This window comes from Stutzerimonas chloritidismutans AW-1, assembly GCF_000495915.1.
GTDB lineage: Bacteria > Pseudomonadota > Gammaproteobacteria > Pseudomonadales > Pseudomonadaceae > Stutzerimonas > Stutzerimonas chloritidismutans.
Window position 1 is genome coordinate 46,179 of sequence record NZ_AOFQ01000026.1, and the last position, 23,478, is coordinate 69,656.

Below are 23,478 nucleotides of genomic sequence, written 5' to 3' on the forward strand. Positions count from 1 at the left end.
ATTGGCGATCTGATGGTCGCGAGCGGCCTGAACTCTGGTGTTATGACGGTAATGAAGAATTTGCTGCGTGTTCCGACTGTTTTGTTGCTGGCCAGCATGGGGCTGACAGGCTGCATCGGCCTGCAGCCTGCACCAATGTACCGACTGGACAGCGGTACGACTGAAGTGCCTGAGCGAACCGATGGCGCCGCCGTGCTGCTGGCACCGGTGACGCTTGCCGATTATCTGCAGCGTGACGCCTTGCTTCAGCGTCTGGCTGACGGCAGCCTGGCCGTCGACGGACAGCGCGCCCACTGGGCGGGTAGCCTGAAGGCCGACGTCGAGCAGGTGTTGCTGCGCCAGCTGGCCTGGCGTCTGGATACGCAGAGCCTGGTGCTTGGCCCGGCCGACGAAGGCTTTACGCCAGAAGTGCAGATCGAGCTGTCCATCACGCGCCTTGATTCCGGCCCCGAATTCCCGGCGGTACTCGAGGCGCAATGGCGTCTGCGCGACAAGGCGGGCAAGCACCTGGGCAGTCGACTGGTGCGCCTGCAGGAGGAGCACCAGGGCAGCGCGAGCGACCAGGTGCGGGCGCAGAGCGTTCTGCTGCAGCGCCTGAGCGAGATGGTCGCCGATGCGGTCGAACCTACCCTGGTAGCCAAGACCGCACCCAAGGTTGCCCCTGCCAAGCCACAGGTAAGCAAGTCTGCCGAGGCACCGGCACCGCGCATCCCGGCCGCCGAACCCATTCGTACGGATATGGAAGTGTTCCGCTTCTGACTCTGTCGCGGCTGCTGTTGCAGCCAGCGCATTGAAAAGCCCGGCCAGTGATCTGGTCGGGCTTTTTCGTTTTCTCGGGCTGGTTGCGACTGCGGGCTCGACCAAAGGTCAAAGGTCAACGGTCGTTTGATAGCGACCGTATGGTTTGCGTCAGTGGGTGCGGCTGCGTAGTTCGTGCATGCGCGTGAGCTGGCGTTCCAGCAGCGAGGGGTATGGGTCCAGCAGGCGCTCGACGCAGCAGGCGCCTTCCGGGCTGGCAATCGGGCGGATACGCGCGCGCTGCTGAATCAGCCGGTCCTCGCTGATGCTGCCCTCTACCAGCAGCAGGTTGCGGCTGTGCAGCGACATATCCAGCGCGGCCTGCGCCGGCTGGCTGAGCAGCAGGTCGCCCTGGCTCAGGTCGAACAGGCCATCGCCCTGGGTCAGGGCGAGCTGCAGTTGCAGCGTGATGCCGCTGTCGGCGACGTCGATCTGCAAGGCATGGCCCAGCGCACGCATCAGTTCGCCGCAGCAGATCGCGTGGGTGAGGTAGTTCTGCTCGTCGTCCTGGCTATGAAACAACATCAGGCTGCTGCCATCGTTGAGCGTGTGCAGCTCGGCCTGGTAAAGCGTCGCGGCTTGTTGCAGGCAGTCTCGATAGCGTTGCAGCAGTTCGGTCAGGCGCGGCCGCGGCAAGCGGCGCAATTGTTCCTGCCCGCCGAGCTGGATGGCCAGCACGGCGCTGCGGGTAGGTTGGGGCGGGGTAGGAGGCTGTACGCTCGGGGTACCCAGTGACGGGAGCTCGAACGGGACGTCGTCGTCCAGCTGCTGCACGTGGTCATCAGCGTTCGCGGAAAAGCCGCGTGGGCGCTGTGACTCGTCGTCCAGCTCGATATCGAAGCGCTCCGGTTGCGCTGCGGGGGATCGTGAGTCAATGCTGTGGTCGTCACTCTGGTCGAAATAGTCGTCGTCCAGCGCATCGCTCAGGTCAAGCTCCGCCTCGGGCTTCTCCGGCACCAGGCGTGCCTGCAGCTGGCGCGCAAGGTCGCCAATCTCGTCCTGCCGTCCGGCACCCGGGGCGGGGTCGTCCGGGTCGCGCAGCCACAGGCGCAGCTGCATCAAGGGCGTCGCCAATTGCCGGCCCAGGCGCAGGCTCAGCATCAGCGTCAACGCCAGCAGGATCAGGCTGAGCAGTCCCATGCTCTGCAGGCTGATGGTCATCGGCTGCTGAAACTGCTGCATGTCTAGGCTCACGCGCAGATGCCCGGCAATCACTTCCTGAAAGCTGATTGGTGTCGAATAAAGCCCGTTATCGTCCCCAAGCAGGCCCTGCTGCGGCCGGGTTCCGGACTCGGCGAGCACGCGATTGTCCACGCTGTAGATCGCTGCGTGAGCGACCAGCGGATTCTTCACCAGATTGCTCAGCAGCACGTTGAGGCTGAGGATGTCGTTGGCCACCAGCAGATCGGTGGCCGAGGCGGCCGTCTGGGTGACCAGGCTCTGGCCGAGGGCATCGGCCTGCTGCTCCATGGCATGCTTGAACTGCATGCCGATCACCCACGCGTAGATGATCAGCGCCAGCGCCACCAGCAGCAGCGTATGGCTGGCAATACGCAACACCAGCGGCACGCGATGCTGGCGTACTGCGCGATAGAGCATGAGGAAGAAGTTGTCTGGCTTTACGGATGCGGGCCGGTTCACAGAGCGCGGCTCTTCTCGTCGGGAAATTGCCGAGCAGTATACGGAAAGCACGGGGGGCGCTGAAGGTCTGCGACGGTAAGCTGACGAATTGCGTCCAGGGTCATCGTGATGGCGCGCGATGTGCCTGCCGCGGGGCCTGTCCAGCGCGCTGGTCAGCTGATGTAGAATGCCCGCCTTCGTTGCCTGCCATGGGAGCTGCGCCTTGCGCGAAATCGTCCTGATCAATATCACCGGTGAAGATCGACCGGGCCTCACCGCGGCCATCACCGGCGTGCTCGCCCAGGGTGGCGTGAATATTCTCGACATCGGCCAGGCGGTGATCCATGACACGCTGTCGTTCGGCATCCTGATCGAGATTCCGGATAACGAGCGCGCCTCGTCGGTACTCAAGGACGTCCTGTTCATGGGCTACAAGCATGACCAGCAGGTGCGCTTCACCCCGGTGGCCGAGGCTGACTACCAGCACTGGGTGGCCGGGCAGGGCAAGTCCCGGCACATCGTCACCCTGCTGACGCGCAAGGTCACCGCCGAGCAATTGCAGCGGGTCAGCTCGATCACGGCGAAGTACGGGCTCAACATCGACCATATCGACCGCCTGTCCGGACGCATGCCGCTGGACATGCCGGAAGAACTGGGCAAGGGCTGCATCGAGTTTTCGGTGCGCGGCGAGCCAGCCGATACCGCGGCGCTGCGCGCCGAGTTTCTCAGCGTGGCGCAGGAGCTCAATGTCGATATCGCCTTCCAGCGCGATTCGGTTTACCGGCGCAACCGCCGGCTGGCTGTGTTCGACATGGACTCGACGCTGATCGAGGCCGAGGTCATCGACGAGCTGGCCAAGGCCGCCGGTGTTGGCGAACAGGTGTCGGAGATCACCGAGCGGGCGATGCGCGGCGAGCTGGATTTCCGCGCCAGCTTCAAGGAGCGCCTGGCGCTGCTGGAAGGCTTGTCGGAAGACGTGCTGGCGGACATCGGTGCCAGCCTGCGCCTGACCGAGGGTGCCGAAGTGCTGTTCGCCGAACTCAAGCGCCTGGGCTACAAGACAGCGATTCTGTCCGGCGGCTTCAGCTATTTCGCCAAGCAGCTGCAGGCCAAGCTCGGCATCGACTACGTGTTCGCCAATGAGTTGCAGATCGAGAACGGCAAGGTCACCGGCGTGGCGGTCGAGCCGATCGTCGATGCCCAGCGCAAGGCCGATCTGCTGCGCCAGCTGGCCGAGCAGGAAGGGCTGTGTCTGGAGCAGACCATCGCCGTGGGGGATGGCGCCAACGACCTGCCGATGCTTGGTCTGGCCGGCCTGGGCGTTGCCTTCCGCGCCAAGCCGCTGGTCAAGCAGTCGGCCAAGCAGGCGATTTCAACCCTGGGTCTGGACGGGATTCTCTACCTGCTGGGTTTCCGCGATCGCGACGGCACGGAATAAAGCGCGACTGCAGGCTCGAACAACGCAAAGCCCCGGATCAATCGATCCGGGGCTCTAGTTTTGTCACTCATGCCTTGCAGTGCCTTCAGGGTTTGATCGCCACTTTCAGCACGCCATCGCGCTGATTGGCAAACAGGTCGTAGGCGTCGGTGATGTCGTCCAGCGCATATTGATGGGTGACCAGCGGGCCGAGATCGACCCGGCCCGAGGCGACCACATTGAGCAGTCGGCGCATGCGCTCCTTGCCGCCCGGGCAGAGCGAGGTGACGATCTTGTTGTCGCCAAGGCCCGCATGGAAAGCGCCGAGCGGAATGGTCAGGTCACTGGAATAGACGCCCAGGCTGGACAGCGTTCCGCCCGGCTTGAGTACTCGCAATGCGCTCTCGAACGTCGATTGCAGGCCCAGCGCCTCGATGGAGGCGTCGACGCCGCGGCCGCCGGTTAGCTTGAGAACCTCTTCCACCACATCGACATTGCGGAAGTTGAGCGTCACGTCCGCTCCCATCTTCCGGGCGATATCCAGCCGCGCATCCACACCGTCCACGGCGATGATGGTGCCCGCACCGCGGAGCCTGGCGCCAGCGGTGGCACAGAGGCCGATGGGCCCCTGGGCGAAGATCACCACGATGTCGCCGATCTTGATATTGGCCGCCTCGGCGCCGGCGAACCCGGTGGACATGATGTCCGGGCACATCAGCACCTGTTCGTCGGTCAGGCCGTCCGGTACGGGCGCCAGGTTCGCCATGGCGTCGGGTACCAGTACGTACTCGGCCTGGGTGCCGTCGATGCTGTTGCCGAAACGCCAGCCGCCCATGGGCTTGTAACCATGGCAGGAGCAGCCGCCGTCCTGCGAGGGGAGGCCGTCCTGACAGGCGTAGGAGGTGAAGCTCGGGCAGATGGCGCCGGCGATGACGCGCTGACCTTCCTGGTAGCCCTTGACGTTGCTGCCCAGCCTTTCGATGACGCCTACCGGCTCGTGGCCGATGGTCAGGCCGGGCGCGACCGGATACTCACCCTTGAGAATGTGCACGTCGGTGCCGCAGATCGTGGTTGTGGTGATGCGTAGCAGGGCATCGTTGGGGCCGATCTCGGGGATGGGCTTGTCCTGCAGTTCGATGCGGCCCGGTTCGACGAACACGGCAGCTTTCATCATGACCATGGTGCGGCTCCTCTTCGAGTTGAAGGCGTCCGGACACTCTAGCTCAGCGCTGCGGCTGGCCAGTGATCGTAGTCAAGCTGAGGTGGATTGTCTGGTGGCGTTCGGGCTGGCGGGGAGGCTGCCAGCCCGGCGGCGCTTCACTCTTCGTCGGAGGCGAAGTCGTAGTCCATCGACTGGCTCGGGCCCTGCAGATAATGGCCCTGGATGTAGCTGACGCCGGCTTGCCATAGCGTAGCGAGTACGGTCGCGCTTTCGACGAACGGTACGATGCTCTGCTTCTGCTGCTCGTGCAGTTCGGCGAGCAGGGCCTTGAGCGCTTCCTGGTTTTCCTGGCGGGTCAGATCCTGGGTGTAGGAGCCATCGACCTTGATGAACTCGGCATCCAGATGCTTGAGCGTATTGAATGGGTTGAGCACGCAGCCGAACTGGGCGAGCGCGGTGCGGCATCCGAGGCCGTTGAGTCCCTGGGCCAGCGCCTTGGCCGGTTTGAGATAGGCCACGGCATCGGCTTCACCGAACTCGAAGGCCAGCGAATCGCCTGGCAGACGCGAAGCCTTGAGCACGACGCCGAGCCAGGGCAGCAGGCTGGGGTCTTGGATACTGGCGGCGGACAGGTGCAGGAACAATCGCGTGCGATGGCCCTTGGCGCGGTGCTCGGCGAGCAGTTTGATGGAATTGAGAATGACCCAGCGGTCGATCTTGGCAGCCAGGCCGGCGTCGGCCGCGGTACTGAGGAACTCGTTCGGCGGGACTTCCACGCCCTGCGGATCGAGTAGCCGCAGCAGCACTTCGTAATGCTCGAAGCTGTCGCCGCGCAGGCTGATGATCGGCTGGAACAGCAGGCGGAAGCTGTTGCTTTCCAGCGCCTGCTTGAGCATCGCGACGATGTCGCCGCGGTTGGCTGCTGCCGCCAGTTCGTCGGCCGGGTTGTAGAGCTTCAGCGCATTGCCGTCGCTCAGCTCATCGGCACAGCGGTGCGCGCGCTCGATCGCGTCTTGAGCCTTGGCGGTCTTCTCGTCGAGGCCGGCAACGCCGATGCTGAGGGTGGTTTGCACCGTGCGACCGCCGACATCGAGCAGTTGGCCTTCGACCTTGGTCAGCAGCTTGCGCAGCTCCGGTTCGGCCTGCTGCGGAATGACGCCGGGTTGCAGGACCGCAAAGACGTCATCGGCGAAGCGAGCCAGCTGGGCTTCGCCGGGGAAGTGGCCCCGCAACAGGGTGGCGAGCTGGTTGAGCAGCTGGTCGGAGTCGGTCAGGCCGATGTCTGCCTGCAGCGCGGCGAAGCGATCGACGCGGATGTAGGCGAGGCTGGCGGGCTGACCGGCATTGATCGCGCGCTCTACGGCGGCGTCAATCACTTCGAGGAAGCTGTTGCGGTTGAGCAGGCCGGTTACCGGGTCCTGGCTGCTGATCTCGCGCAGCTTCTGCAGTTCGGCACTGTCGTTCTCGGCGCGGATCACCACCTGAATGCAGGGCTCGCCGTCATAGGCCGCCGGCGAGAAGTGCATGCGTGTCTTGAGTGTGTCGCCATCGGCGCGCACGCCGCCACAGGCCAGTTCGGCGCTGCCTTCCATGCTCTGGTAGTTCTTCAGGAAGGTCTTGAAACGGCTCTGGTCGGTGCCGCTGATCAGATCGATCATCGGCATGCCTTCCAGATCCTCCACGTCCTCGTAGCCGAACAGTTCGAGGTAGGCGCGGTTGGCGTAGATGTGCATGCCGTCGTGCACGTAGGCAATGGCGTCCACCGAGCTGTCGAGCAAGAGCTGGCAGCGCTTTTCCGCTTCACGCAGGGCCACTTCGGCTGAACGGCGTGCGCGGCGCTCTTCGAGATTGGCCAGTTCGCGATTGGCCACCAGCAGCAGCCACTCGTCCTCGCCCTGCGGCAGGGCATCCTGGGCGCCGAGCATCAGCGCTTCGGTGATCGCTTCGGCGTCGTTGCCTGCGGTTAGCTGGAGGATTGGGATGTCCTTGGCCTGCCGGCGAATGGCGCTGATTGCCTCACTGGGGTCGAGATTCTCGCTCTGCGGTGCGTTGATCAGCAGATCCCAGGTCTGTTTCAGGGCTTCGGCCAGATCGTCGCTGGAGGTGAGCCGATGCACCCGGGTCGCCTGTCCGGCATTGCGGAAGAGGCTGACCAGGCGCTCGGCCTCGTTCTGCGAGTCTTCGAGAATCAGCAGGCGGATGGTTTTCTTTTGCAGGGCCATGGCAACAGCTTAAGTGCGCGCCAAAGCGGCGCGGGCAGGCAGGAATGCGAGAGTCGGCAATCTACAGCGACTTCCAGAGTGAGTCAAAATCTTCATCCCCGCCTGCGGTGTGGGTTTTCCAGCCTGTGACAGGCGTCTCTCGCTCCGGTGCGACCTGTCCGAGGGAGCGGTATTCGAACTGATTGTAGTTGCCGGTAGCCGCACGGCGTTGGTTCAGCACGGCGCGTTCTTCCTCGCCGTTACGGTTGATCTGAACCTTGTGCCCCTCCTGGAAAGGCAGGCGTGGCGCGATCAGCGTTGCCGGCTGGGAGATCGCGGCGATCTCCGGCAACAGAAGGGCGCGCAGGTACTCACTGCCCTGGTCGACCTTGCGCAGCAGGCGCAGACCACAGGGCTTGGCCTGCGGTGCGATCAGTTCGATGCCCAGCTGCGTGCCGCCGCCGCGTACCTGGCGAATCCAGCGCACCACGGCGACGCTCCAGGTTTGCCCGGTGTCTTCGCGCAGTCCCAACAGCTCGCCGGTCTGCAGCAGGCTGGGCACCTCGCCTTCCCAGGCCAGGCAGTAACCGCCGGGGCTATGGTCGACCAGCTGGACCTGATAGATCGGATGATCTTCGCTGCTGGTGGACTTACCTTTCGTCGATGCAGACGCGGCTGCTCTGGTCGCTGGCGTTGCGCGTGAAACATCGGGTCTGACGAACTCGATGTGGTCGCTGTCGGGCAGGCGTTCGATGCTGTTGCTCTGTGCATCGAATGCATTGGCCCAGACATCTGCGGCGCCGTTGTGCAGCTTGAACACGGCTCGATTCGAGGTGCCGGGCAGTTCGAGCACTTCGTTGAAGGCGCGCTGACCGGCGAGCTGATAGTGCAGCGCAGTCATGCCGATGCACAGCGCCAGCGTGCCCTTTGCCGGCGTGCGCTGGAAGGTTCGTTCGGAGATGGCGCCCCAGGCCGAGTTCAGGTGGCGCAGCAGATCGTCGTCCAGTCCTGCGGCGGCTGGCAGACGGCTCAGCCGGCGGTTGTCGGGCGCCAGGCGCAGGTGCTCATCGATCATGCCGACCAGCATCCGGGTATCGATGCCGAGCAGGTTCTGCTGATTTCTGTCGGGAAACAGCGAACGGTAGCGCGGCGGCCCGTCCACCAGCGGAGACAGGAGGAAAAGGCTGCTGGCGGCGCTGGCTGCCTGGATCTGCGCCATGGCGCCCCAGGCCTCCAGTGCTGCGGCCAGCTTGACGATGTTCTGCTGACGCAACTGATTGCAGCGCGCGCAACCGAGCAGCAGCGCTGCCAGGTAACTCTGCTCGGCGGTGAGCTCCTTGGCATGTCGTGCCAGTGGGTCGCGCAGCAGCAGGCGCTCGGTGCCATGCTCGACCGCCAGCTGGTAGAGCTGGTGCAGTTCCAGCCACAGTCCGGCGGCTGCCGGGCTGTACAGCTGAGTGGAGCGGATCAGCAAGGCACCGAGGCTGTGAATGGCGCGTTGCAGGGCGATCGATAGCAGCTGATGTCGGTCGCGCTCGGGCTGGGATACCACGCGCACCACGATCAGCTTGTAGCCGACCGCCAGGTGATTCTGCAGCGCCTGGCAGAGACCGGCGACCTTGCGCGGTCGCTCGCTGAGCACGATGGGCTGGTTGACGAAGTGCTTTTCCAGCTGGGTGCAGACGAACTGCACGTCCGGCCGCAGCAGTTCCAGCATCTGCAGGCGGGTTTCCGTGGTGATTCGCAGTTGATTGAGTTCGATCAGCGCCTGGTAGAGCTGGCGAGCGGTTTCGCCGATGTTGGCTTTCGGCAAGCCGGCAAGCCAGCCGGTTACGCCGCGCACGCTGGCGTCGCAGAAGGACAGGGTCTGCCGGGTGGGCGCTGGTGCGCGCAACAGCAGATGATGGCTCTGTCTATCCAAACGGTTGGCTCCGCGGCGGTCAGGGCATGATTAATGAGAACTCTATCAATATCTGCCGCAGCGGGCAGGACTGAATGATGGCTTCATGATATTAGCCGACGTTCGGCAGTTATGGGCTGCCGAACGTCGCGGGGGCGGGAATCAGAGGGTTTCGAGCGGGTCGGTGGCGGTTGGGCTGGATGTCGCCAGGCCCAGCGCTTCGCCCATGCACACGGGGCTCAGCGGCCCCAGTTGTTCAGCCCAGCGCACTTGCTCCGGTCCGAACAGCAGAATCACCGTTGAACCCAGCTTGAAGCGGCCCATCTCGGCGCCTTTCTCAAGATGGATGGGCGCACGCGCCGCTGCGTCGTAGCGGAAGGTCTTCAAGGTGCGCTTGGGCGGTGTGACCAGCCCAGCCCAGACGGTCTCGATGCTGGCGACGATCATCGCGCCGACCAGCACCATGGCCATTGGCCCGTGCTCGGTATCGAACAGGCAGACTACCCGCTCATTGCGTGCGAACAGCTCCGGCACGCCCTGCGCCGTGACGGTGTTGACCGAGAAGATGCGCCCCGGCACGTAGACCATCTCCCGCAGCGTGCCGCTGACCGGCATGTGCACGCGGTGATAATCCTTGGGCGAGAGGTACACGGTGGCGAATGCGCCGCCCATGAACGGTGCGGCACGTTCGTGATCGCCGCCAAGCAGCTCCATGGCGCTGTAGCTGTGGCCCTTGGCCTGGAAGATCCGGCCCTGCTCGATCTTGCCGAGCTGGCTGATGGCGCCGTCGCAGGGGTTGAGGATGGCGCCCGGGGTCTGATCCAGCGGACGGGCACCGTCCTTCAGCGCGCGGGTGAAGAAGGCATTGAAGTGCTCGTAGTCCGTGGGCTCCTCGACCTGGGCCTCGCGCATGTCGACCTGAAAATGCCGAACGAACCACTTGATGAAGGTGTTCTTCACCCACGGCAGCCGGCACTCGGCCAGGCAGCCAGCCAGGCGGGAGATGAGGTGATGGGGCAGCGCGTACTGGCTGATGACGAACAGGCGATCTTTCATGTGGGTCCTTTTCATTGCTGCACCGGTGTATCAGGCAGGTTGCCCCATTCGGACCAGGAGCCGGCATAGCCCTTGACGCGTGGGTAGCCGAGTGCCTTGGCCAGGAGGTAGGTGAGGCCGGAGCGATGATGGGTGTGGCAGTGGGTTACGACTTCCTTTTCCGGGACGATGCCCAGTGCCTCCAATTGCTCGGCGATGTCCTCGCGGATTCGGAGGTCGCGAGCACGGTCCATGGCGGCGGTCCACTCGAAGTTGATTGCCCCGGGTATGTGGCCGCCCCGCGCGGCAAAGAGTTTTTCGCCACGGAATTCGGCCGGCGAGCGTGCGTCCCAGATCACCAGATCGTCTGCGCCGAGGCGGCTTTCGATGTAGCTGCGGGTCGCGATTGGGGCGGGGTCCAGCGTCAGGTTCGGCAGGCCGGGCGCCGCCTCGGGTATCTGCTGGGTCAGCGGTCGCGCCTCGCCGAGCCAGGCGTGCAGCCCGCCGTTGAGGTAGTGGTAGTGGTGATGGCCGATCACGTCGAGCAGCCAGATGAAACGACCGGCCCAGCCGCCGCCTTCGTCGTCATACACCACGTACACCGCGTCGTGCCGATGACCCAGTGCGCCGAACAATCGCTGCAGTTGCGCAATATCCGGAAGCAATCCCGGCGCTGGCGGCTGGCCGAGCTGGGTCTGTTTGGGATCGACGAAGCGAGCGCCCGGCAGGTGGCCTTCGGCATAACGGGCGGCGCTGGTCAGGTCGACCAGAATCAGCTCCGGCGCGTCCAGGCGTGCGGCCAGGTCGGCTGGCTCGATCACCAGCGGCAGGTTGGAAAAGGCAGACACGGCAGCCCTCATCTAGTCGTAGAAGGGGCGAAGTCTAGCGAAAAAGCTCAGACCCCGCGCCTGCTGAAGGTAGCCAATGCGCGCTCGATGCACTGCGTTGTTTTAGCGAATGTTTGCAGGGTAGTGTCGGAGAAGGGCGCGCCGTTCTGATCGGAAACCACCAGCATTAGCACGCGCCCGTCGATGCCCAGCGAGCGCAACAGCAGATGTTCGCCGCTGAAAAGCGCTTTCAGGCTGCCGGGCAGCAAGGCCGAGAACTGTGCCATGTTGGCCGGCTGCAGGCGCAGCTGTGCCGGCTTTTCCAGCAGACGGCGCACGATCTGGCTCTGCTCGGGGATGAGGGTAAGTCGCGCAGCATCGCTTGGCAGGCCGGCCGATTGCTGGGCGACCAGGCGGTTCTGCTTTCGGTCGAACAGCAACACCAGTGTGCGCTGCATGCCCGCGCAGGCAAGGGCTTGGCTGGCGGTGGCGGTCAGCTGCAAGACGTTGCTGAACGGCGTCGGCTCGCTGAGCAGGCGGCGACAGTGCTCGCGCCATTCGGCCAGATCGGCGTCGCTTGCTACCGGCGCAGCACGCAACACCTGAAAACGGGTACCGGTAGGCCACAGCAGGCCTTGAGCCGGATGCCAGAGATCGGTCCGGCCGATCTCCCGGGCGCTGGTCGCCGCCTGCTGGTGCACCATCTGCTGCAGATCGGCGAGCGACACCTGCAGATACAAACCGGCCAGGCGCTGCCAGCGCAGGCTGTGTACGCCGCTCCAGCTATGGTGCGAGGACAGTGCCAGGCCGTTGGCCAGCACGATGGTGTTGCTCGGCAGCGTCAGCCAGCGGCGCAGGTCGGGGTCGGCGTCGAGCATCTGCTGCTGATGCAGCGGGTGCTCGTTGTCGTGGGCAATATGCAGGGCCTTGATCAGGCGCCGCCGATCGGTGCCCAGCAGGCGATAACCCTGAATGATCCAGTCCGGCAGCCGCCAATGCTCAGCAAGCCTTAGGCACAGCTCCAGCAGGGATACGCCGAGCAGCTCGCGCTCGACCCTGCTGGCCGGCTCGCCCTTGACCAGTACCCGCTGCTCCCAACTGTCGAGCAGATGCGGATAGGCGCCTATCAGCGCCCAGGCGGGAGACAGGAACAGCAGGCTGCCCCAGTGAATGTCCTGCCACAGTCGTGCGAGGCGGGCGGCGAACAGTCCGTTGGCCTGCTGGCTGGCGTGGCGGCTGATTAATACCAGTTGCCGCAGTGGCTGCGGCATGTCGGCGGCCTCCATGGCCGGAATGCGCGCCAGCAGCGCTTCGGCGCGCTGCAGGCCGATGCGGCTGAGCGCGACCTCCAGGCTCTCGGCCGGCTGGCTGTCGCCGATGCCTCGATTGGCCTCCTGGATGAAACGCAGCGCCAGCACGGGGCTGTCCTGAATAAGCTCGGCGATCTGCCGCATCGACTTGCTGCTGTCGCGCAGCGCCAGTCGCACCTTGCCATGGACGCCGGCAAACGCGGGAAGGGGGGCGTCGTCGAGAGCCTTGATCCAGGCGGGTATCGTGCGTGGCAGCGGAGGTGTGGTGGTCATGGCCGAACTAGCTTTTCATCGGGATGGCCTTTAGTCTGGCGCAAAAGTTCCGATAACCAGAACAATTCTTCCAACATTCCTTTCGCAAGGTCGTCTGGTGGCGATTCTGGGCGTTTATTTGCCCTTGATCCGGACGGCTCGTAACCAGGTTTTAGACGTACCTCCTATGGTCAAAATAATCGGGATTATCGTCGTGTTCGCCAGCGTGCTGGGCGGGTTCGTGCTCTCTGGCGGCAAGATCGGCGCGCTCATCCATCCGTTCGAGGTGATGATCATCGGTGGTGCGGCGCTGGGCGGTTTTCTGCAGGCCACCCCCGCCAGCACCACCATGCTGGTGTTCAAAAAATCGCTGAAGATGTTCAGCACCCGTTTTACCCATACCTATTATCTGGAAGTGCTCAGCCTGCTCTACTCGATCCTCAACAAGAGTCGTCGTGAAGGGATGATGGCCATTGAAGCTGACCTGGAAGATCCCGCCGCCAGTCCGCTGTTCAGCAAGTACCCGGGCTTCCTGCAGGACGAGCGCATGACCGCCTTCACCTGCGATTACCTACGCATCATGTCGTCCGGCAACATGGCGCCGCACGAACTCGAAGGCCTGTTCGATATGGAGCTGAACAGCCTGAAGGAAGAGCTCGATCATCCCTCCCATGCGGTCGCCAAGGTGGCGGATGGCCTGCCGGCAATGGGTATCGTCGCGGCGGTACTGGGTATCGTCATCACCATGTCGATCCTGGCTGAAGCGAACAACGCCGAGATTGGCGAAAAGGTCGCTACCGCGCTGGTCGGTACCTTCCTCGGCATCCTGGCCTCTTACGGCTTCTTCAGTCCGCTGGCCGCGGCGCTGGAGCACGACGCCAAGGAAGAGCTGAACGTCTACGAGGCGATCAAGGCGACGCTGGTCGCGTCGGCCTCGGGCATGCCGCCAACGCTGGCCGTCGAGTTCGGGCGCAAGGTCCTTTATCCGGCGCATCGCCCGAGCTTTGCCGAGCTCGAGCAAGCCATGCGCGGCAGCTAAAGGCTCGTCATGGACAACACTCAACCGATCATCGTCAAACGGGTCAAGAAGGTTGCGGGCGGCCACCATGGCGGCGCGTGGAAGATCGCCTTCGCCGACTTTGCTACCGCGATGATGGCGTTCTTTCTGGTGATGTGGTTGATGAGTTCGGCGACGCCAGAGCAGAAGAAACTGATCTCCGGCTACTTCCAGGATCCGATCGGCTTCACCGAAAGCGCCAGCCCGCACGTCATCGACCTGGGGGGGACGCCGACACCCTCGCCGGACCGCACCCTCAATCCAGAGCTGGAGCCGGCGCAGAGCGAAGCGCAAATCGATAGCGATCAGGTGGAAACCTTCGCCGAACAGCTGGAGCGCGAGCGCCTCGAGCTGCTGTTGCAGGAGCTGCAGAACAAGGTCGACGAGAATCCCGAGCTGCAGAAGTTCAAGGACCAGATTCTCTTCGAGATCACCCAGGACGGCCTGCGCATCCAGATCATGGATGCCGAGAACCGGCCCATGTTCGCCCTCGGTAGCGCCCAGTTGCAGCCCTACTTCGAAGACATCCTGCTGGCGCTGGTCGACACCATCGCCGCGGTGCCGAACAAGATCAGCGTCAGCGGCCACACCGATGCCAAGCCTTTCTCGGGGCGCAGCGACTTCGGCAACTGGGAGCTTTCGGCCGGGCGTGCCAACGCTGCACGCCGCACGCTGGTGATCGGTGGTTACCCGGAAGATCAGATCGCGCGGGTAGTGGGCTACGCCTCGTCCGCGCTGTTCGATCGCAAGGACCCGCTCAATCCGGTCAACCGACGCATCGATATTCTGGTGCTGACCAAGAAGGCGCAGCGTTCGATCGAGGATGAGCAGCCCGCTGCCACGGATTCGACTGGTGCTGCCGAAGGCGAAGTCGCGCCATCTGGCGGCGCGGCGCCGGCTGGGGAGGAGCCGTTACAGCCGGAGCAACTGCGGGAGCGGTTGAACATCTTCGAAGATGGCGTGCTGCAGTTCAGTCAGCCCGGCGAGGGCTGAGCGCCAGATCAGTAATCCGGTTCTGGCAGGCTGCTGAGGATGTGTCGGTAACTGCTCATGCGCTGCGGCTGGACGCGCCCGTCCTCCAGCGCCTGGAGCAGGGCGCAGCCGGGCTCGCGATCATGCTTGCAGTCGCGGAAGCGGCAGTGCCCGAGCAGATCCTGGAATTCGATGAAGCCCGCTTCGACGTCGGCGCGACTGACGTGGCCTAAGCCGAATTCGCGGATGCCGGGGGAGTCGATCAGCTCGCCGCCACCGGGAAAGTGGAACAGACGTGCCGTGGTGGTGGTATGGGTGCCCTTGCCGGTCATTTCCGACAGCGCCCCGACGCGGGTGTCGACGCCCGGCAACAGGCTGTTCACCAGCGAAGACTTGCCCACCCCGGATTGCCCGACGAAGACGCTGACGTGGCCGTCGAGCCGCGCCTTGAGCGCTTCCATGCCGCCACCACCGTGGGCCGAGACTTCCAGCAGCGGGTAGTTCAGCTGCCGATAGACTTCCAGCAGGCGATTCAGCGCGGCTTCGTTCTGCTCGTCGATCAGGTCGACCTTGTTCAACAGCAGCAATGGCGTGATGCCGGCGTGCTCCGCGGCGACCAGATAGCGGTCGATCAGGTTGGCGTGGGGCTCCGGTAGCGGCGCGAAGACGATGACGATCAGGTCGACGTTCGCCGCCACGGGCTTGAGCTGGCCACGGGTATCCGGGCGGCAGAGTTCCGAATGTCGCGGCAGCTGCGCAACGATGACACCGATGCCCTGGTTGCCCGGGCGCCAGACCACACGATCGCCGGTGACCAGTGCCGGCAGGTTGGCGCGCAGGTGGCAGCGAAAGACCTGCCCGCTGTGTTCGCCTTCCAGTGCTTCCACCTCGACCTGCACGCCGAAATGCGCGATGACCAGTCCGGTCTGCTCCGGGCCAAGATCGCCGCCTTCGAGTTCTTCGAGTGCACGACTTTCGCGCCGCGCGGCGCGGGCGGCGCGCTCTTCCTGGATTTTCTCGATACGCCAGTTCTGCCGGCGGTTGAGTTGGCGTTTGGCCATGAATTCGGTTGTCTCTGAGGTTGGTGAGCGAGTCTAGCATGCTGCAACCCGCCCACTTCGGCCTGTATCGCGCTGAAGCCGGAGGGTTAGACTGGTGCTCCTTCACCCGTTCGATTGTCGGTCATGCCTGCTTCTGTCGTTACTCGCCTGCCCATCCTGCGTGCGCTGCTGGCCCAGCTGTTGGCGCTGCTGGTGGTCTGGCTGCTGTTGCTCGGACTGGTCGGCGTGCTGGGTGTGCGTCCCGGTCTCATCCTTGTGGCAGTCGCGCAGGGCTGTCTGGCAGCGCTGATCGGGGCCCGGCTCGGGCTGTCGGCCTGGTGGCTGGCGATCAATCTGATGTTCGTTCCTGGCCTGGCGTTGCTGCGTGATTTCGACGTGCCGGGCTGGTTGCCGCTGGGCGCATTCACGTTGTTGTTGCTGTTGAACTGGAATGCCTTCACCGAGCGCGTGCCGCTCTACCTGACCGGTCGTGAAGCCGAGCGCCAGTTGCGCAACCGGCTGAGCGAGCTGCCGGCGGGTTTCCGCTATATCGACCTGGGCAGCGGCCTGGCCGGCACGCTGTCGCGCCTGGCGCGGGACTTTCCGGTCGCGCAGTTCATTGGCGTGGAAACCGCGCCGCTGACCTTCGCACTGTCCTGGCTGCGCTGCCTGCCGCGGCGCAATTGCCATATTCGCCTGCTCAGTCTGTGGCGGGTCGATCTCGCCGAGTACGACGTGGTCTATTGCTTCCTCTCGCCGGCACCCATGGCCGCCCTGTGGGACAAGGCGCACGCCGAGATGCGTCCCGGCGCGCGGTTGATCAGCAACAGCTTCGCGGTGCCAGGGGTCGAGCCGGTTGAAGTGCAGCAATTGGATGACTGGCGCCGCTCGCGGCTGCTGATCTGGTACCCCGGTGGCGCGACACCTGACGGCGTCGATACGAGCGGCTAAACTGCGCCGCACAGCCAAGGAGCCCGCCATGCAGAACCCGCAGAACCTGATCTGGATCGACCTGGAAATGACCGGTCTGGATCCGGACAACGACGTCATCATCGAGATGGCGACCATCGTCACCGACAGTCAGCTCAACGTGCTGGCCGAGGGGCCGGTGATCGCGGTACACCAGAGCGATGAAACACTGGCGCGCATGGATGAGTGGAACACCCGTCAGCACGGCGGCTCGGGCCTGACCCAGCGCGTGCGTGAGAGCAGGATTTCCACCGCCGAGGCCGAGCAGGCGACGCTGGCCTTCCTCGAGCAGTGGGTGCCCAAGGGCAAGTCGCCGATCTGCGGCAACAGCATCTGCCAGGATCGACGCTTCCTCTACCGGCAGATGCCGAAGCTCGAGGCCTACTTCCACTACCGCAACCTGGACGTATCGACGCTCAAGGAACTGGCCGCACGTTGGGCGCCGCAGATCATGGAAGGCTTCAAGAAGAGCGGCACGCACCTGGCGCTCGACGACATCCGTGATTCCATCGCCGAGCTGCGGCATTACCGCGAGCATTTCATCAAGGTCTGAAAGGGGCGTTAACGCCTGACGCGTTTGCGGATCGTAGGGTGGATCACGCTTCACCGATCCACCGACGAGGCCAGGTGGATGTTAAAAGCGACATCCACCCTACGTCACTGATGATCATCGTGAGAGTGAGGTCGCAGCGTCGTGCATCCAGTGGTCAATCGGCGCCTTTTGGCGAGGCGCCGACAGTCATTTCCCCAGCTTGCGCAGCTCGTCCGATTCGACGATGCGCACGCCGTCGCCTTCTTCCAGCGCCAGTCGCCACAGCGCGCGGGCGAGGGTGCAGGTCTCGATGCCGTGGTACTTGCCCGGCAGCAGCTGCGACAGGGGCGCCGCGATGCGTTCGCTCAACCGCGGCTCCAAGCGTGGGCCGATCAGTTGAGAGGGGCGGGCGATGGTCAGCTGTGGCCAGTCCTGCTGCTGCAATGCCGCCTCCATTTCGCCTTTGACCTTGAGGTAGAAGATCGAACTGTCCGGGTTGGCCCCCAGCGAGCTGATCACCAGCAGGTGACGCGCGCCCATCTCCTTAGCCCGGCGGGCAAACGCCAGCACCAGATCATGATCGATGGCGCGGAACGCCTCCTGGCCACCGGCCTGCTTTAGCGTGCTGCCCAGGCAGCAGAACGCCGTGTCGATCTCGCCGCCCAGCGTTGGCAGCAACGCCAGCAGCTCTCCGACCGGGTTTTCCAGGCGCTGATGGGCCGCCAATGGCCTGCGTGTGGGCGCCAGCACGCGTTCGACGGTGGGTTCGTTGAGCAGGCGATCGAGCAGGTGCTCGCCAGTGAGTCCGGTGGCGCCGGCAAGCAGAATGCGCTGTGGCGTCAAATACATGGTCTTGCTCCTGTGGCGATCATTGGGTGGCACGCCGCTGCCGCAGCTCCTGCCAGCGTTGGACGACCGCTTCCGGCGCCCAAATTTGCGGTTCCGATGCCTGATAGTCGTCGGCCTGCTCGCGTTCGGCAACTTTTGCTGCGGCCAGCGTGAAGGCCTGCACGATATCGTCGGTTTCCTGCAGCGCTTCGGCGAACAGCGCGCGGCCGAAGTAGGTGAAGTCGCTCTGCTCGGAGCAGCCGAAGGACACCCGGTCGGCGCGGGCGGCGGTCATGATCAGCGTCTGCTCGTTCTTCAGTGGCTCGATGAAACCGCCGGAATAGCAGGCCGAGATCACCAGGATGACTTTGCGCTGGGCGAGCGGCGCGAGCAGTTGCGCCAGATCCGCTGCCGGCAGGTCGTCCAGCGAAAGACGCGGCTGGTTCAGCACCAGTTCGTGGTCCGCCGAACCGTGGCTGGTGAAATAGAGAAAGATCAGGTCTTCCTCGCCACTGCGTTCGGCCAGCGTGCGAATCGCTCGGGTCAGGTTCTCCCGGGTCGCCAGCGGCCGGTCGACGAGATGATCGCGGTGGTTGACCAGGCTGAGTTGGCCATGGGCGGCGAAACGCTCGGTTAGCAGCTTCTGTACGTAATCGGTTTCGCGCATGAACACGCTCTGCCGGCCATCGCCGGCCACGGTCAGCGTATAGAGGTCCTGGGCAGGGCTGGAAGGCGGTAGCGCACTGATCGCACGCTCGAGCAGCGAGCCTTGTTCCAGCAGCGCGAGCTCGAGCGGGTCCGATAGCGCGTGTGCCTGCTCGTCGCGGACGCGTCGGTCATTACGCCAGCTGCCGCGCAGCTCGGTGCCGTCGGCCTGGGTCAGTACGCCCTCGCCGGCGAAGTGTCCGTGGCGGAAACCGCCGGTATAGAAGCTGCCGTCTGCGCGATCGAGACGGCCCTGGCCGTGGTAGCGCCAGTTGCGGAACTGCCCGCTGTAGCGGCTGCCATCGCTGGCGACATAAGTGCCGGTGCCGCTCAGTTCGCCGTGGACGAAGGTGCCGTTCCAGGCGTTGCCCTCGCTGTCCTCGTAGCGTCCCTGGCCATGAAACTGATCGTTCTCGAAGTGGCCGCTGTAGCGCTCGCCATGCTCGGTCGAAAAGCTGCCTTCGCCGTTCAGGTTGCCCGCGTTGAAATGCCCGCTGAGTTGACCATTGGCGTCGCTGCGGGTGCCCGGTCCATCCGGCTGGCCTTTGCTGAACTGCCCTCGATGACTGAAGCCGTCGGCATATTCCAGGCTGCCCTGGCCGTGGTAGAGGTTGTTGCGAAACTCGCCTTCGTAGACCGTACCGTCCTGGCTGAAGCGCCCGTGGCCATGCATGCGTCCGGCCTGGAATTCGCCCTCGTAGACGCCACCCTCGATATAGCTGAAACGGCCCAGGCCGTCGAACAAGCCGTTCCTGAACTCACCCTCGTAGCGATCGCCTGTTGCGCTTTGCCAGGTGCCCATGCCATGCCACTGGCCGTCCTTGAATTGGCCGAGGTAGTAGCTGCCGTTCGGGTAGTCGATACGACCGCCGCCCTGCAGCAAGCCGTCGACGATTTCGCCGCGATAGCGGCCGCCGTCCGGCAGCACTCCATCGGCAGGGGTGAGAGGCTCGCCCTCGCCGCAGGCGGTGAGCAGACCAAGTAACAGGAAGGGAAGAATACGCAGCATGCGGACATCCGCTCAGGCAGGACGTCCGCAGTATGCCGCAAACCGAGCGGGCTGCGACAATCGCGCAGAGTCGCGGCTCAGAGGACGCACAGCGCCAGGGTTTCGGCGATATAGGCCGGTTTTTCCGAGCCTTCGATCTCCATCACCGCGCGCGCCTTGAGCAGCCATTGCCCGGGATTCTTCTCGTAGGCATCGATCAGCGTCAGTCCCAGACGCACCCGCGAGCCGACCCTCACCGGCTGGATGAAGCGCAGGCTGTCCAGCCCATAGTTGACGCCCATCCGCGTGCCTTCCGGCACGACCATAAGGTCGCCAGACAACATCGGCAGCAACGACAGCGACAAAAAGCCATGGGCAATAGTGCCGCCGAACGGTGTTTGCGCGGCTTTTTCGGCATCGATGTGGATGAACTGGTGATCGCCGGTGCAGTCGGCGAACTGGTTGACGCGCTGCTGATCGACGGTCAGCCACTCGGAGTAGCCCAGTTCCTTGCCGATGTAGTCCTTGAGCTGTGCGACGGGTACCTGTGGCATGTGTCCTCCTGATTGTTCTTGTATGGCTGCAGCGATGTGCAGTCTGACTAGCAGGCCGTTGAAAAAAGCCAGAGCCCGCGTGGCTCTGGCAAAATGGCGGCCATCCTCTTCTGCCGAAGCCAGCCCAAGCCGATGCGTGGACTCGACCTCAAACAAAACGAGCTGTTCAGTTATACGACGCTGGAGCAGCGCATCCCGAACGATCACCCGCTGCGTCCCCTGCGAGGCCTGGTCGATACCGTTCTGGCTTCGATGGATCGGGACTTCGACGGGCTGTACTCCACCCTGGGACGGGCCTCGATTGCGCCGGAGCGGCTGCTGCGCGCCTCGTTGCTGCAGGTGATTTACACCATTCGCTCCGAGCGGCAGTTGGTCGAGCAGATTGATTTCAACCTGCTGTTTCGCTGGTTCGTCGGCTTGTCGATGGACGAGCGCATGTGGGATCACTCGACCTTCAGCCAGAACCGTGACCGCTTGTTCAACCAGGATGTAGCGCGGCTGTTCTTCCAGCGCATCAAGTCGCTGGCCGCATGGTCCGAGTACGCCAGCAACGAGCATTTCAGCGTCGATGGCACGCTGATCGACGCCTGGGCCTCGCACAAGTCCTTTATCAAGAAGGATGGCGGCGACCCACCGGAGGATGGCACGCGCAACCCCGATGCCGACTTCAAGGGCGAGAAGCGCAGCAACGCGACCCACCAATCGACCAGCGATCCCGAGGCCCGGCTGGCGCGCAAGAGCAATGGCGATGCCAGTCGTCTGGCGCACATGGCCCACACGATGATGGAGCACCGCAACGGTCTGATCGTGGATGTGGAATGCACCGAGTTCAATGGACGTGCCGAGGTAGAGGCGGCGCTGGAGATGCTGGAGCGCACGGCCAAGCCGGGCAGCACGGTAGGTGCAGACAAGAATTACGACCAGAAGCGTTTCGTGCAGAGGGCGCGCGAGCTGAAAGTGACACCGCATGTGGCGCAGAAGCGCAAGGGCAGCGCCATCGATGGGCGCACCACGCGGCATCCGGGGTATGCCGCCAGCCAGAAGATCCGCAAGCGGATCGAAGAAGGTTTTGGCTGGCTGAAGACGGTTGGCGGCCTGCGCAAGACCAAGCTGATCGGTCGCGCCAAGCTGAGTGCTCAGTTATTGCTGGGTTTCTCGGTCTACAACCTGATCCGACTGGGTAGCCTGTCGGGTTGGTGGCGAGGATCGCATGTATAGGGCGAGTTACGCCCAAAAAACGCCGAAAGGCGTGAACGTGGTGCTGAAACCTGTCAAAAAGGCCTGAAGTCAGGCCTTGTGTGGACTCCGTTAGGCCAAAGCGCTTGAAAAAGCGCCAAACCGGACGGGTTGGGGCAGTTGAAGCCGAGTTTTTCAACGGCCTGCTAGAGAGGGGCAGTGCCGGGCCCGAAGCGGCCGACTGGCTCTGCATCATTTACAGCTCTAGATCAGCACGGGCAGGCGTCGCGGCAAACCAGCATCGGCACCGCGAATGGCCCGTCATAGCGCAGCGCGGGCGCCTGCCGGCGTTGCCCTTTATACTGTCGCAATTTTGCGGGAGGCTCCCATGCTGCTCAGAGGCCTGACCTGGCTGGTCGCATTCCAGTTGCTCGGCACCGTCCTCAATGTGCTGTTCCTGCCCATGCTGCCTGGGCCGATCATCGGCATGGTGTTGCTGTTTGCCGGGCTGTTGGCGCGCGGCCGGGCCAGCGAGTCGCTGCAATTGGCGGCGAGCAGTCTGTTGCGCTATCTACCGCTCCTGCTGGTGCCGCCAGCGGTGGGGGTAATGGCCTATACCGAGGCGATTCTCGACGATTTCTGGGCCATCGTCGGCGTGCTGGTGATCTCACTGCTGATCTCGCTGGTCTTCACCGGCTGGCTGATGCAGGCGCTCATCCGGCGCAAGCAGCACCGGCAGGAGGGCGCATGATGGAATTGCACTGGTATGCAGCCTGGCAGGCGCTGATCCATCATCCGCTGTTCGGTGTGGCAATTACCCTGGCTGTCTTCCAGCTGGCGTATGCGGCGTATGAGAAGACCCGCTGGGTATTCCTGCAGCCGGTTCTAGTGTCGATGACGCTGATCGTCGGCATCCTCCTGCTATGTGGTATCGACTATGACGAATACCGCATCAGTGCGCAGTGGCTGACGCTGCTGCTGGGGCCGGCCACCGTTGCGCTGGCCGTGCCGCTGTACCTGAACCTGCGGCGGATTCGCGAGTTGTTCGGCCCGATCGTGATCACTTTGCTGGTCGCCGGTGTGTTTGCCACGGCGCTGGGCATGGCCCTGGCCTGGGCTTTCGGCGCGGATGACATGATCCTGATGACCCTGGCGCCGAAGTCGGTCACTTCGCCGATCGCCATGCTGGTGGCCGAGCAGATCGGCGGTGTGGTGGCGCTGGCGGCGGTGTTCGTGATGATCACCGGCGTGCTCGGCGCGATTTTCGGTCCGGAACTGTTGCGCCGGTTTGGCGTTCAGCATCCTGCGGCCCGCGGCATTGCGCTCGGGCTGACCGCCCACGCCGTGGGCACCGCGCAGGCGCTGCAGGAAAGCGACGAATGCGGTGCGTTCGCGGCCCTGGCCATGAGCCTGATGGGGGTAATGACTGCGGTGCTGTTGCCGCTGGTGGTTGCCTTGCTGCTGTGATGGAGTCGCCATGAGATTGCCGTTGTTCCCGCTGGATACCGTGCTGTTCCCCGGTTGTTTTCTCGACCTGCAGATATTCGAGGCACGCTATCTCGACATGGTCAGCCAGTGCCTCAAGGCCGGGCATGGCTTTGGCGTGGTGCATATCCTGGATGGCAAGGAGGTTGGCGCAGCACCGGTGGCGTTCTCTCATATCGGTTGCGAAGCGCTGATTCGCGACTGGCAACAGCTGCCCAACGGCCTGTTGGGTATCCGGGTCGAAGGCGGGCGGCGCTTCGATGTGCAATCGTTCGAAGTACTGCGTGACCAGCTGGCCGTCGCCCAGGTCGCCTGGCGCAGCGAAGCCGATAGCCAGCCACTGGCCGAGCAGCACGCCGACCTCGTCGTACTGCTCGCCGCGCTGGGCCAGCATCCGATGGTGAAAACCCTGGGGCTGGGCGGCGCGGTGAGCGATCAGGCAGCTCTGGCCAGACAGCTGGCCTACCTGTTGCCATTCGATGCGGAGCAGAAGATCGAATTGCTGGGGCTGGACGAGCCAGCGTCGCAGCTCGAGCAGATTCAAAGCCTGCTCGAGCAATTGCAGGACGGGGCGTAAGGCGTGTCGCCCCCGTGTGTTCGCCAGCGTGACCTAGCGCCGCACCGGCCAACCTTGGTGTCGCTAGAGAAGG

General features: G+C 64.0%; 21 protein-coding genes. 10 read left to right on the top strand and 11 right to left on the bottom strand.

Annotated elements, in window-relative coordinates:
- The first annotated feature begins 51 nt into the window (after nt 1-51).
- Entirely contained in the window at nt 52-759 is a 708-nt protein-coding gene (locus tag F753_RS33440) for a PqiC family protein (RefSeq protein ID WP_023444897.1), read from the top strand.
- A 150-nt stretch (nt 760-909) separates the two neighbouring features.
- On the opposite strand, the gene F753_RS33445 is transcribed toward F753_RS33440, so the two are convergent.
- Nucleotides 910-2,439, bottom strand: a complete 1,530-nt coding sequence (locus F753_RS33445; RefSeq protein ID WP_023444898.1) for an AhpA/YtjB family protein — start codon at nt 2,437-2,439, stop codon at nt 910-912.
- Between the two features lie 202 nt (nt 2,440-2,641).
- Here F753_RS33445 and serB point away from each other — a divergent pair, with 202 nt between their 5' ends.
- Nucleotides 2,642-3,856, top strand: coding sequence for a phosphoserine phosphatase SerB (serB, locus tag F753_RS33450; RefSeq protein ID WP_023444899.1), 1,215 nt, complete (start codon nt 2,642-2,644; stop codon nt 3,854-3,856).
- An 85-nt stretch (nt 3,857-3,941) separates the two neighbouring features.
- Here serB and F753_RS33455 read toward each other — a convergent pair whose 3' ends face one another.
- The 6 genes from F753_RS33455 to F753_RS33480 all read right to left on the bottom strand — a co-directional run bounded on the left by F753_RS33455 (nt 3,942) and on the right by F753_RS33480 (nt 12,543).
- Nucleotides 3,942-5,015 carry an NAD(P)-dependent alcohol dehydrogenase gene (locus F753_RS33455; RefSeq protein WP_023444900.1) on the bottom strand — a complete coding sequence of 358 codons (1,074 nt, stop codon included), beginning with the start codon at nt 5,013-5,015 and terminating at the stop codon, nt 3,942-3,944.
- A gap of 137 nt (nt 5,016-5,152) precedes the next feature.
- A complete protein-coding gene (locus F753_RS33460) occupies nt 5,153-7,219 on the bottom strand; it encodes a GGDEF/EAL domain-containing response regulator (RefSeq protein ID WP_023444901.1) in 2,067 nt (688 codons plus the stop codon).
- A 61-nt stretch (nt 7,220-7,280) separates the two neighbouring features.
- Entirely contained in the window at nt 7,281-9,119 is a 1,839-nt protein-coding gene (locus tag F753_RS33465) for a hypothetical protein (RefSeq protein WP_023444902.1), read from the bottom strand.
- 141 nt (nt 9,120-9,260) lie between these two features.
- On the bottom strand, nt 9,261-10,154 hold the full coding sequence (gene asd / locus F753_RS33470) for an archaetidylserine decarboxylase (RefSeq protein WP_023444903.1): 894 nt from the start codon (nt 10,152-10,154) through the stop codon (nt 9,261-9,263).
- Nucleotides 10,155-10,165: 11 nt separating this feature from the next.
- Complete coding sequence (locus tag F753_RS33475) at nt 10,166-10,981, bottom strand: rhodanese-like domain-containing protein (protein ID WP_023444904.1); 816 nt, start codon at nt 10,979-10,981, stop codon at nt 10,166-10,168.
- A gap of 47 nt (nt 10,982-11,028) precedes the next feature.
- On the bottom strand, nt 11,029-12,543 hold the full coding sequence (locus F753_RS33480; protein WP_023444905.1) for an HDOD domain-containing protein: 1,515 nt from the start codon (nt 12,541-12,543) through the stop codon (nt 11,029-11,031).
- A 166-nt stretch (nt 12,544-12,709) separates the two neighbouring features.
- Between F753_RS33480 and motA the strand changes: the two genes are divergently transcribed.
- Both motA and motB read left to right on the top strand, forming a co-directional pair.
- Nucleotides 12,710-13,561 carry a flagellar motor stator protein MotA gene (gene motA / locus F753_RS33485; protein ID WP_023444906.1) on the top strand — a complete coding sequence of 284 codons (852 nt, stop codon included), beginning with the start codon at nt 12,710-12,712 and terminating at the stop codon, nt 13,559-13,561.
- 9 nt (nt 13,562-13,570) lie between these two features.
- Nucleotides 13,571-14,572 (top strand): flagellar motor protein MotB, encoded by a 1,002-nt coding sequence (motB, locus tag F753_RS33490; protein ID WP_023444907.1) that lies wholly within the window; start codon nt 13,571-13,573, stop codon nt 14,570-14,572.
- Nucleotides 14,573-14,580: 8 nt separating this feature from the next.
- On the opposite strand, the gene rsgA is transcribed toward motB, so the two are convergent.
- A complete protein-coding gene (gene rsgA / locus F753_RS33495) occupies nt 14,581-15,612 on the bottom strand; it encodes a small ribosomal subunit biogenesis GTPase RsgA (RefSeq protein WP_023444908.1) in 1,032 nt (343 codons plus the stop codon).
- A 123-nt stretch (nt 15,613-15,735) separates the two neighbouring features.
- Between rsgA and F753_RS33500 the strand changes: the two genes are divergently transcribed.
- Both F753_RS33500 and orn read left to right on the top strand, forming a co-directional pair.
- Nucleotides 15,736-16,542, top strand: a complete 807-nt coding sequence (locus F753_RS33500; protein ID WP_031297515.1) for a class I SAM-dependent methyltransferase — start codon at nt 15,736-15,738, stop codon at nt 16,540-16,542.
- Nucleotides 16,543-16,570: 28 nt separating this feature from the next.
- Nucleotides 16,571-17,113 (top strand): oligoribonuclease, encoded by a 543-nt coding sequence (gene orn, locus F753_RS33505; protein ID WP_003301682.1) that lies wholly within the window; start codon nt 16,571-16,573, stop codon nt 17,111-17,113.
- Nucleotides 17,114-17,299: 186 nt separating this feature from the next.
- On the opposite strand, the gene F753_RS33510 is transcribed toward orn, so the two are convergent.
- The 3 genes from F753_RS33510 to F753_RS33520 all read right to left on the bottom strand — a co-directional run bounded on the left by F753_RS33510 (nt 17,300) and on the right by F753_RS33520 (nt 20,167).
- A complete protein-coding gene (locus tag F753_RS33510; RefSeq protein ID WP_023444910.1) occupies nt 17,300-17,941 on the bottom strand; it encodes an oxidoreductase in 642 nt (213 codons plus the stop codon).
- A 19-nt stretch (nt 17,942-17,960) separates the two neighbouring features.
- A complete protein-coding gene (locus F753_RS33515) occupies nt 17,961-19,634 on the bottom strand; it encodes a C13 family peptidase (RefSeq protein WP_023444911.1) in 1,674 nt (557 codons plus the stop codon).
- A 77-nt stretch (nt 19,635-19,711) separates the two neighbouring features.
- On the bottom strand, nt 19,712-20,167 hold the full coding sequence (locus F753_RS33520) for a MaoC family dehydratase (protein WP_023444912.1): 456 nt from the start codon (nt 20,165-20,167) through the stop codon (nt 19,712-19,714).
- A gap of 132 nt (nt 20,168-20,299) precedes the next feature.
- Here F753_RS33520 and F753_RS33525 point away from each other — a divergent pair, with 132 nt between their 5' ends.
- The 4 genes from F753_RS33525 (at nt 20,300) to F753_RS33540 (ending at nt 23,405) form a co-directional block, all read left to right on the top strand.
- On the top strand, nt 20,300-21,385 hold the full coding sequence (locus F753_RS33525; RefSeq protein ID WP_011913346.1) for an IS5-like element ISPst12 family transposase: 1,086 nt from the start codon (nt 20,300-20,302) through the stop codon (nt 21,383-21,385).
- Nucleotides 21,386-21,731: 346 nt separating this feature from the next.
- Nucleotides 21,732-22,094: a CidA/LrgA family protein gene (locus F753_RS33530; protein ID WP_003285172.1), complete on the top strand. Its 363-nt coding sequence runs from the start codon at nt 21,732-21,734 to the stop codon at nt 22,092-22,094.
- Nucleotides 22,091-22,810: an LrgB family protein gene (locus tag F753_RS33535; protein ID WP_084799372.1), complete on the top strand. Its 720-nt coding sequence runs from the start codon at nt 22,091-22,093 to the stop codon at nt 22,808-22,810. Before F753_RS33530 ends, F753_RS33535 begins: the two co-directional genes overlap by 4 nt.
- A 10-nt stretch (nt 22,811-22,820) precedes the next feature.
- Nucleotides 22,821-23,405 carry an LON peptidase substrate-binding domain-containing protein gene (locus tag F753_RS33540; RefSeq protein ID WP_023444914.1) on the top strand — a complete coding sequence of 195 codons (585 nt, stop codon included), beginning with the start codon at nt 22,821-22,823 and terminating at the stop codon, nt 23,403-23,405.
- Nucleotides 23,406-23,478: the final 73 nt, after the last annotated feature.

What these genes read in the sequence shown, in the direction of transcription:
- F753_RS33440 (WP_023444897.1), top strand. Translation starts at nt 52, where the DNA reads ATGAAGAATTTGCTGCGTGTTCCGACTGTTTTGTTGCTGGCCAGCATG.
- F753_RS33455 (WP_023444900.1), bottom strand. Translation starts at nt 5,015, where the DNA reads ATGGTCATGATGAAAGCTGCCGTGTTCGTCGAACCGGGCCGCATCGAA.
- F753_RS33460 (WP_023444901.1), bottom strand. Translation starts at nt 7,219, where the DNA reads ATGGCCCTGCAAAAGAAAACCATCCGCCTGCTGATTCTCGAAGACTCG.
- asd (WP_023444903.1), bottom strand. Translation starts at nt 10,154, where the DNA reads ATGAAAGATCGCCTGTTCGTCATCAGCCAGTACGCGCTGCCCCATCAC.
- F753_RS33480 (WP_023444905.1), bottom strand. Translation starts at nt 12,543, where the DNA reads ATGACCACCACACCTCCGCTGCCACGCACGATACCCGCCTGGATCAAG.
- motA (WP_023444906.1), top strand. Translation starts at nt 12,710, where the DNA reads ATGGTCAAAATAATCGGGATTATCGTCGTGTTCGCCAGCGTGCTGGGC.
- motB (WP_023444907.1), top strand. Translation starts at nt 13,571, where the DNA reads ATGGACAACACTCAACCGATCATCGTCAAACGGGTCAAGAAGGTTGCG.
- rsgA (WP_023444908.1), bottom strand. Translation starts at nt 15,612, where the DNA reads ATGGCCAAACGCCAACTCAACCGCCGGCAGAACTGGCGTATCGAGAAA.
- F753_RS33500 (WP_031297515.1), top strand. Translation starts at nt 15,736, where the DNA reads ATGCCTGCTTCTGTCGTTACTCGCCTGCCCATCCTGCGTGCGCTGCTG.
- orn (WP_003301682.1), top strand. Translation starts at nt 16,571, where the DNA reads ATGCAGAACCCGCAGAACCTGATCTGGATCGACCTGGAAATGACCGGT.
- F753_RS33510 (WP_023444910.1), bottom strand. Translation starts at nt 17,941, where the DNA reads ATGTATTTGACGCCACAGCGCATTCTGCTTGCCGGCGCCACCGGACTC.
- F753_RS33515 (WP_023444911.1), bottom strand. Translation starts at nt 19,634, where the DNA reads ATGCTGCGTATTCTTCCCTTCCTGTTACTTGGTCTGCTCACCGCCTGC.
- F753_RS33520 (WP_023444912.1), bottom strand. Translation starts at nt 20,167, where the DNA reads ATGCCACAGGTACCCGTCGCACAGCTCAAGGACTACATCGGCAAGGAA.
- F753_RS33525 (WP_011913346.1), top strand. Translation starts at nt 20,300, where the DNA reads ATGCGTGGACTCGACCTCAAACAAAACGAGCTGTTCAGTTATACGACG.
- F753_RS33530 (WP_003285172.1), top strand. Translation starts at nt 21,732, where the DNA reads ATGCTGCTCAGAGGCCTGACCTGGCTGGTCGCATTCCAGTTGCTCGGC.
- F753_RS33535 (WP_084799372.1), top strand. Translation starts at nt 22,091, where the DNA reads ATGATGGAATTGCACTGGTATGCAGCCTGGCAGGCGCTGATCCATCAT.
- F753_RS33540 (WP_023444914.1), top strand. Translation starts at nt 22,821, where the DNA reads ATGAGATTGCCGTTGTTCCCGCTGGATACCGTGCTGTTCCCCGGTTGT.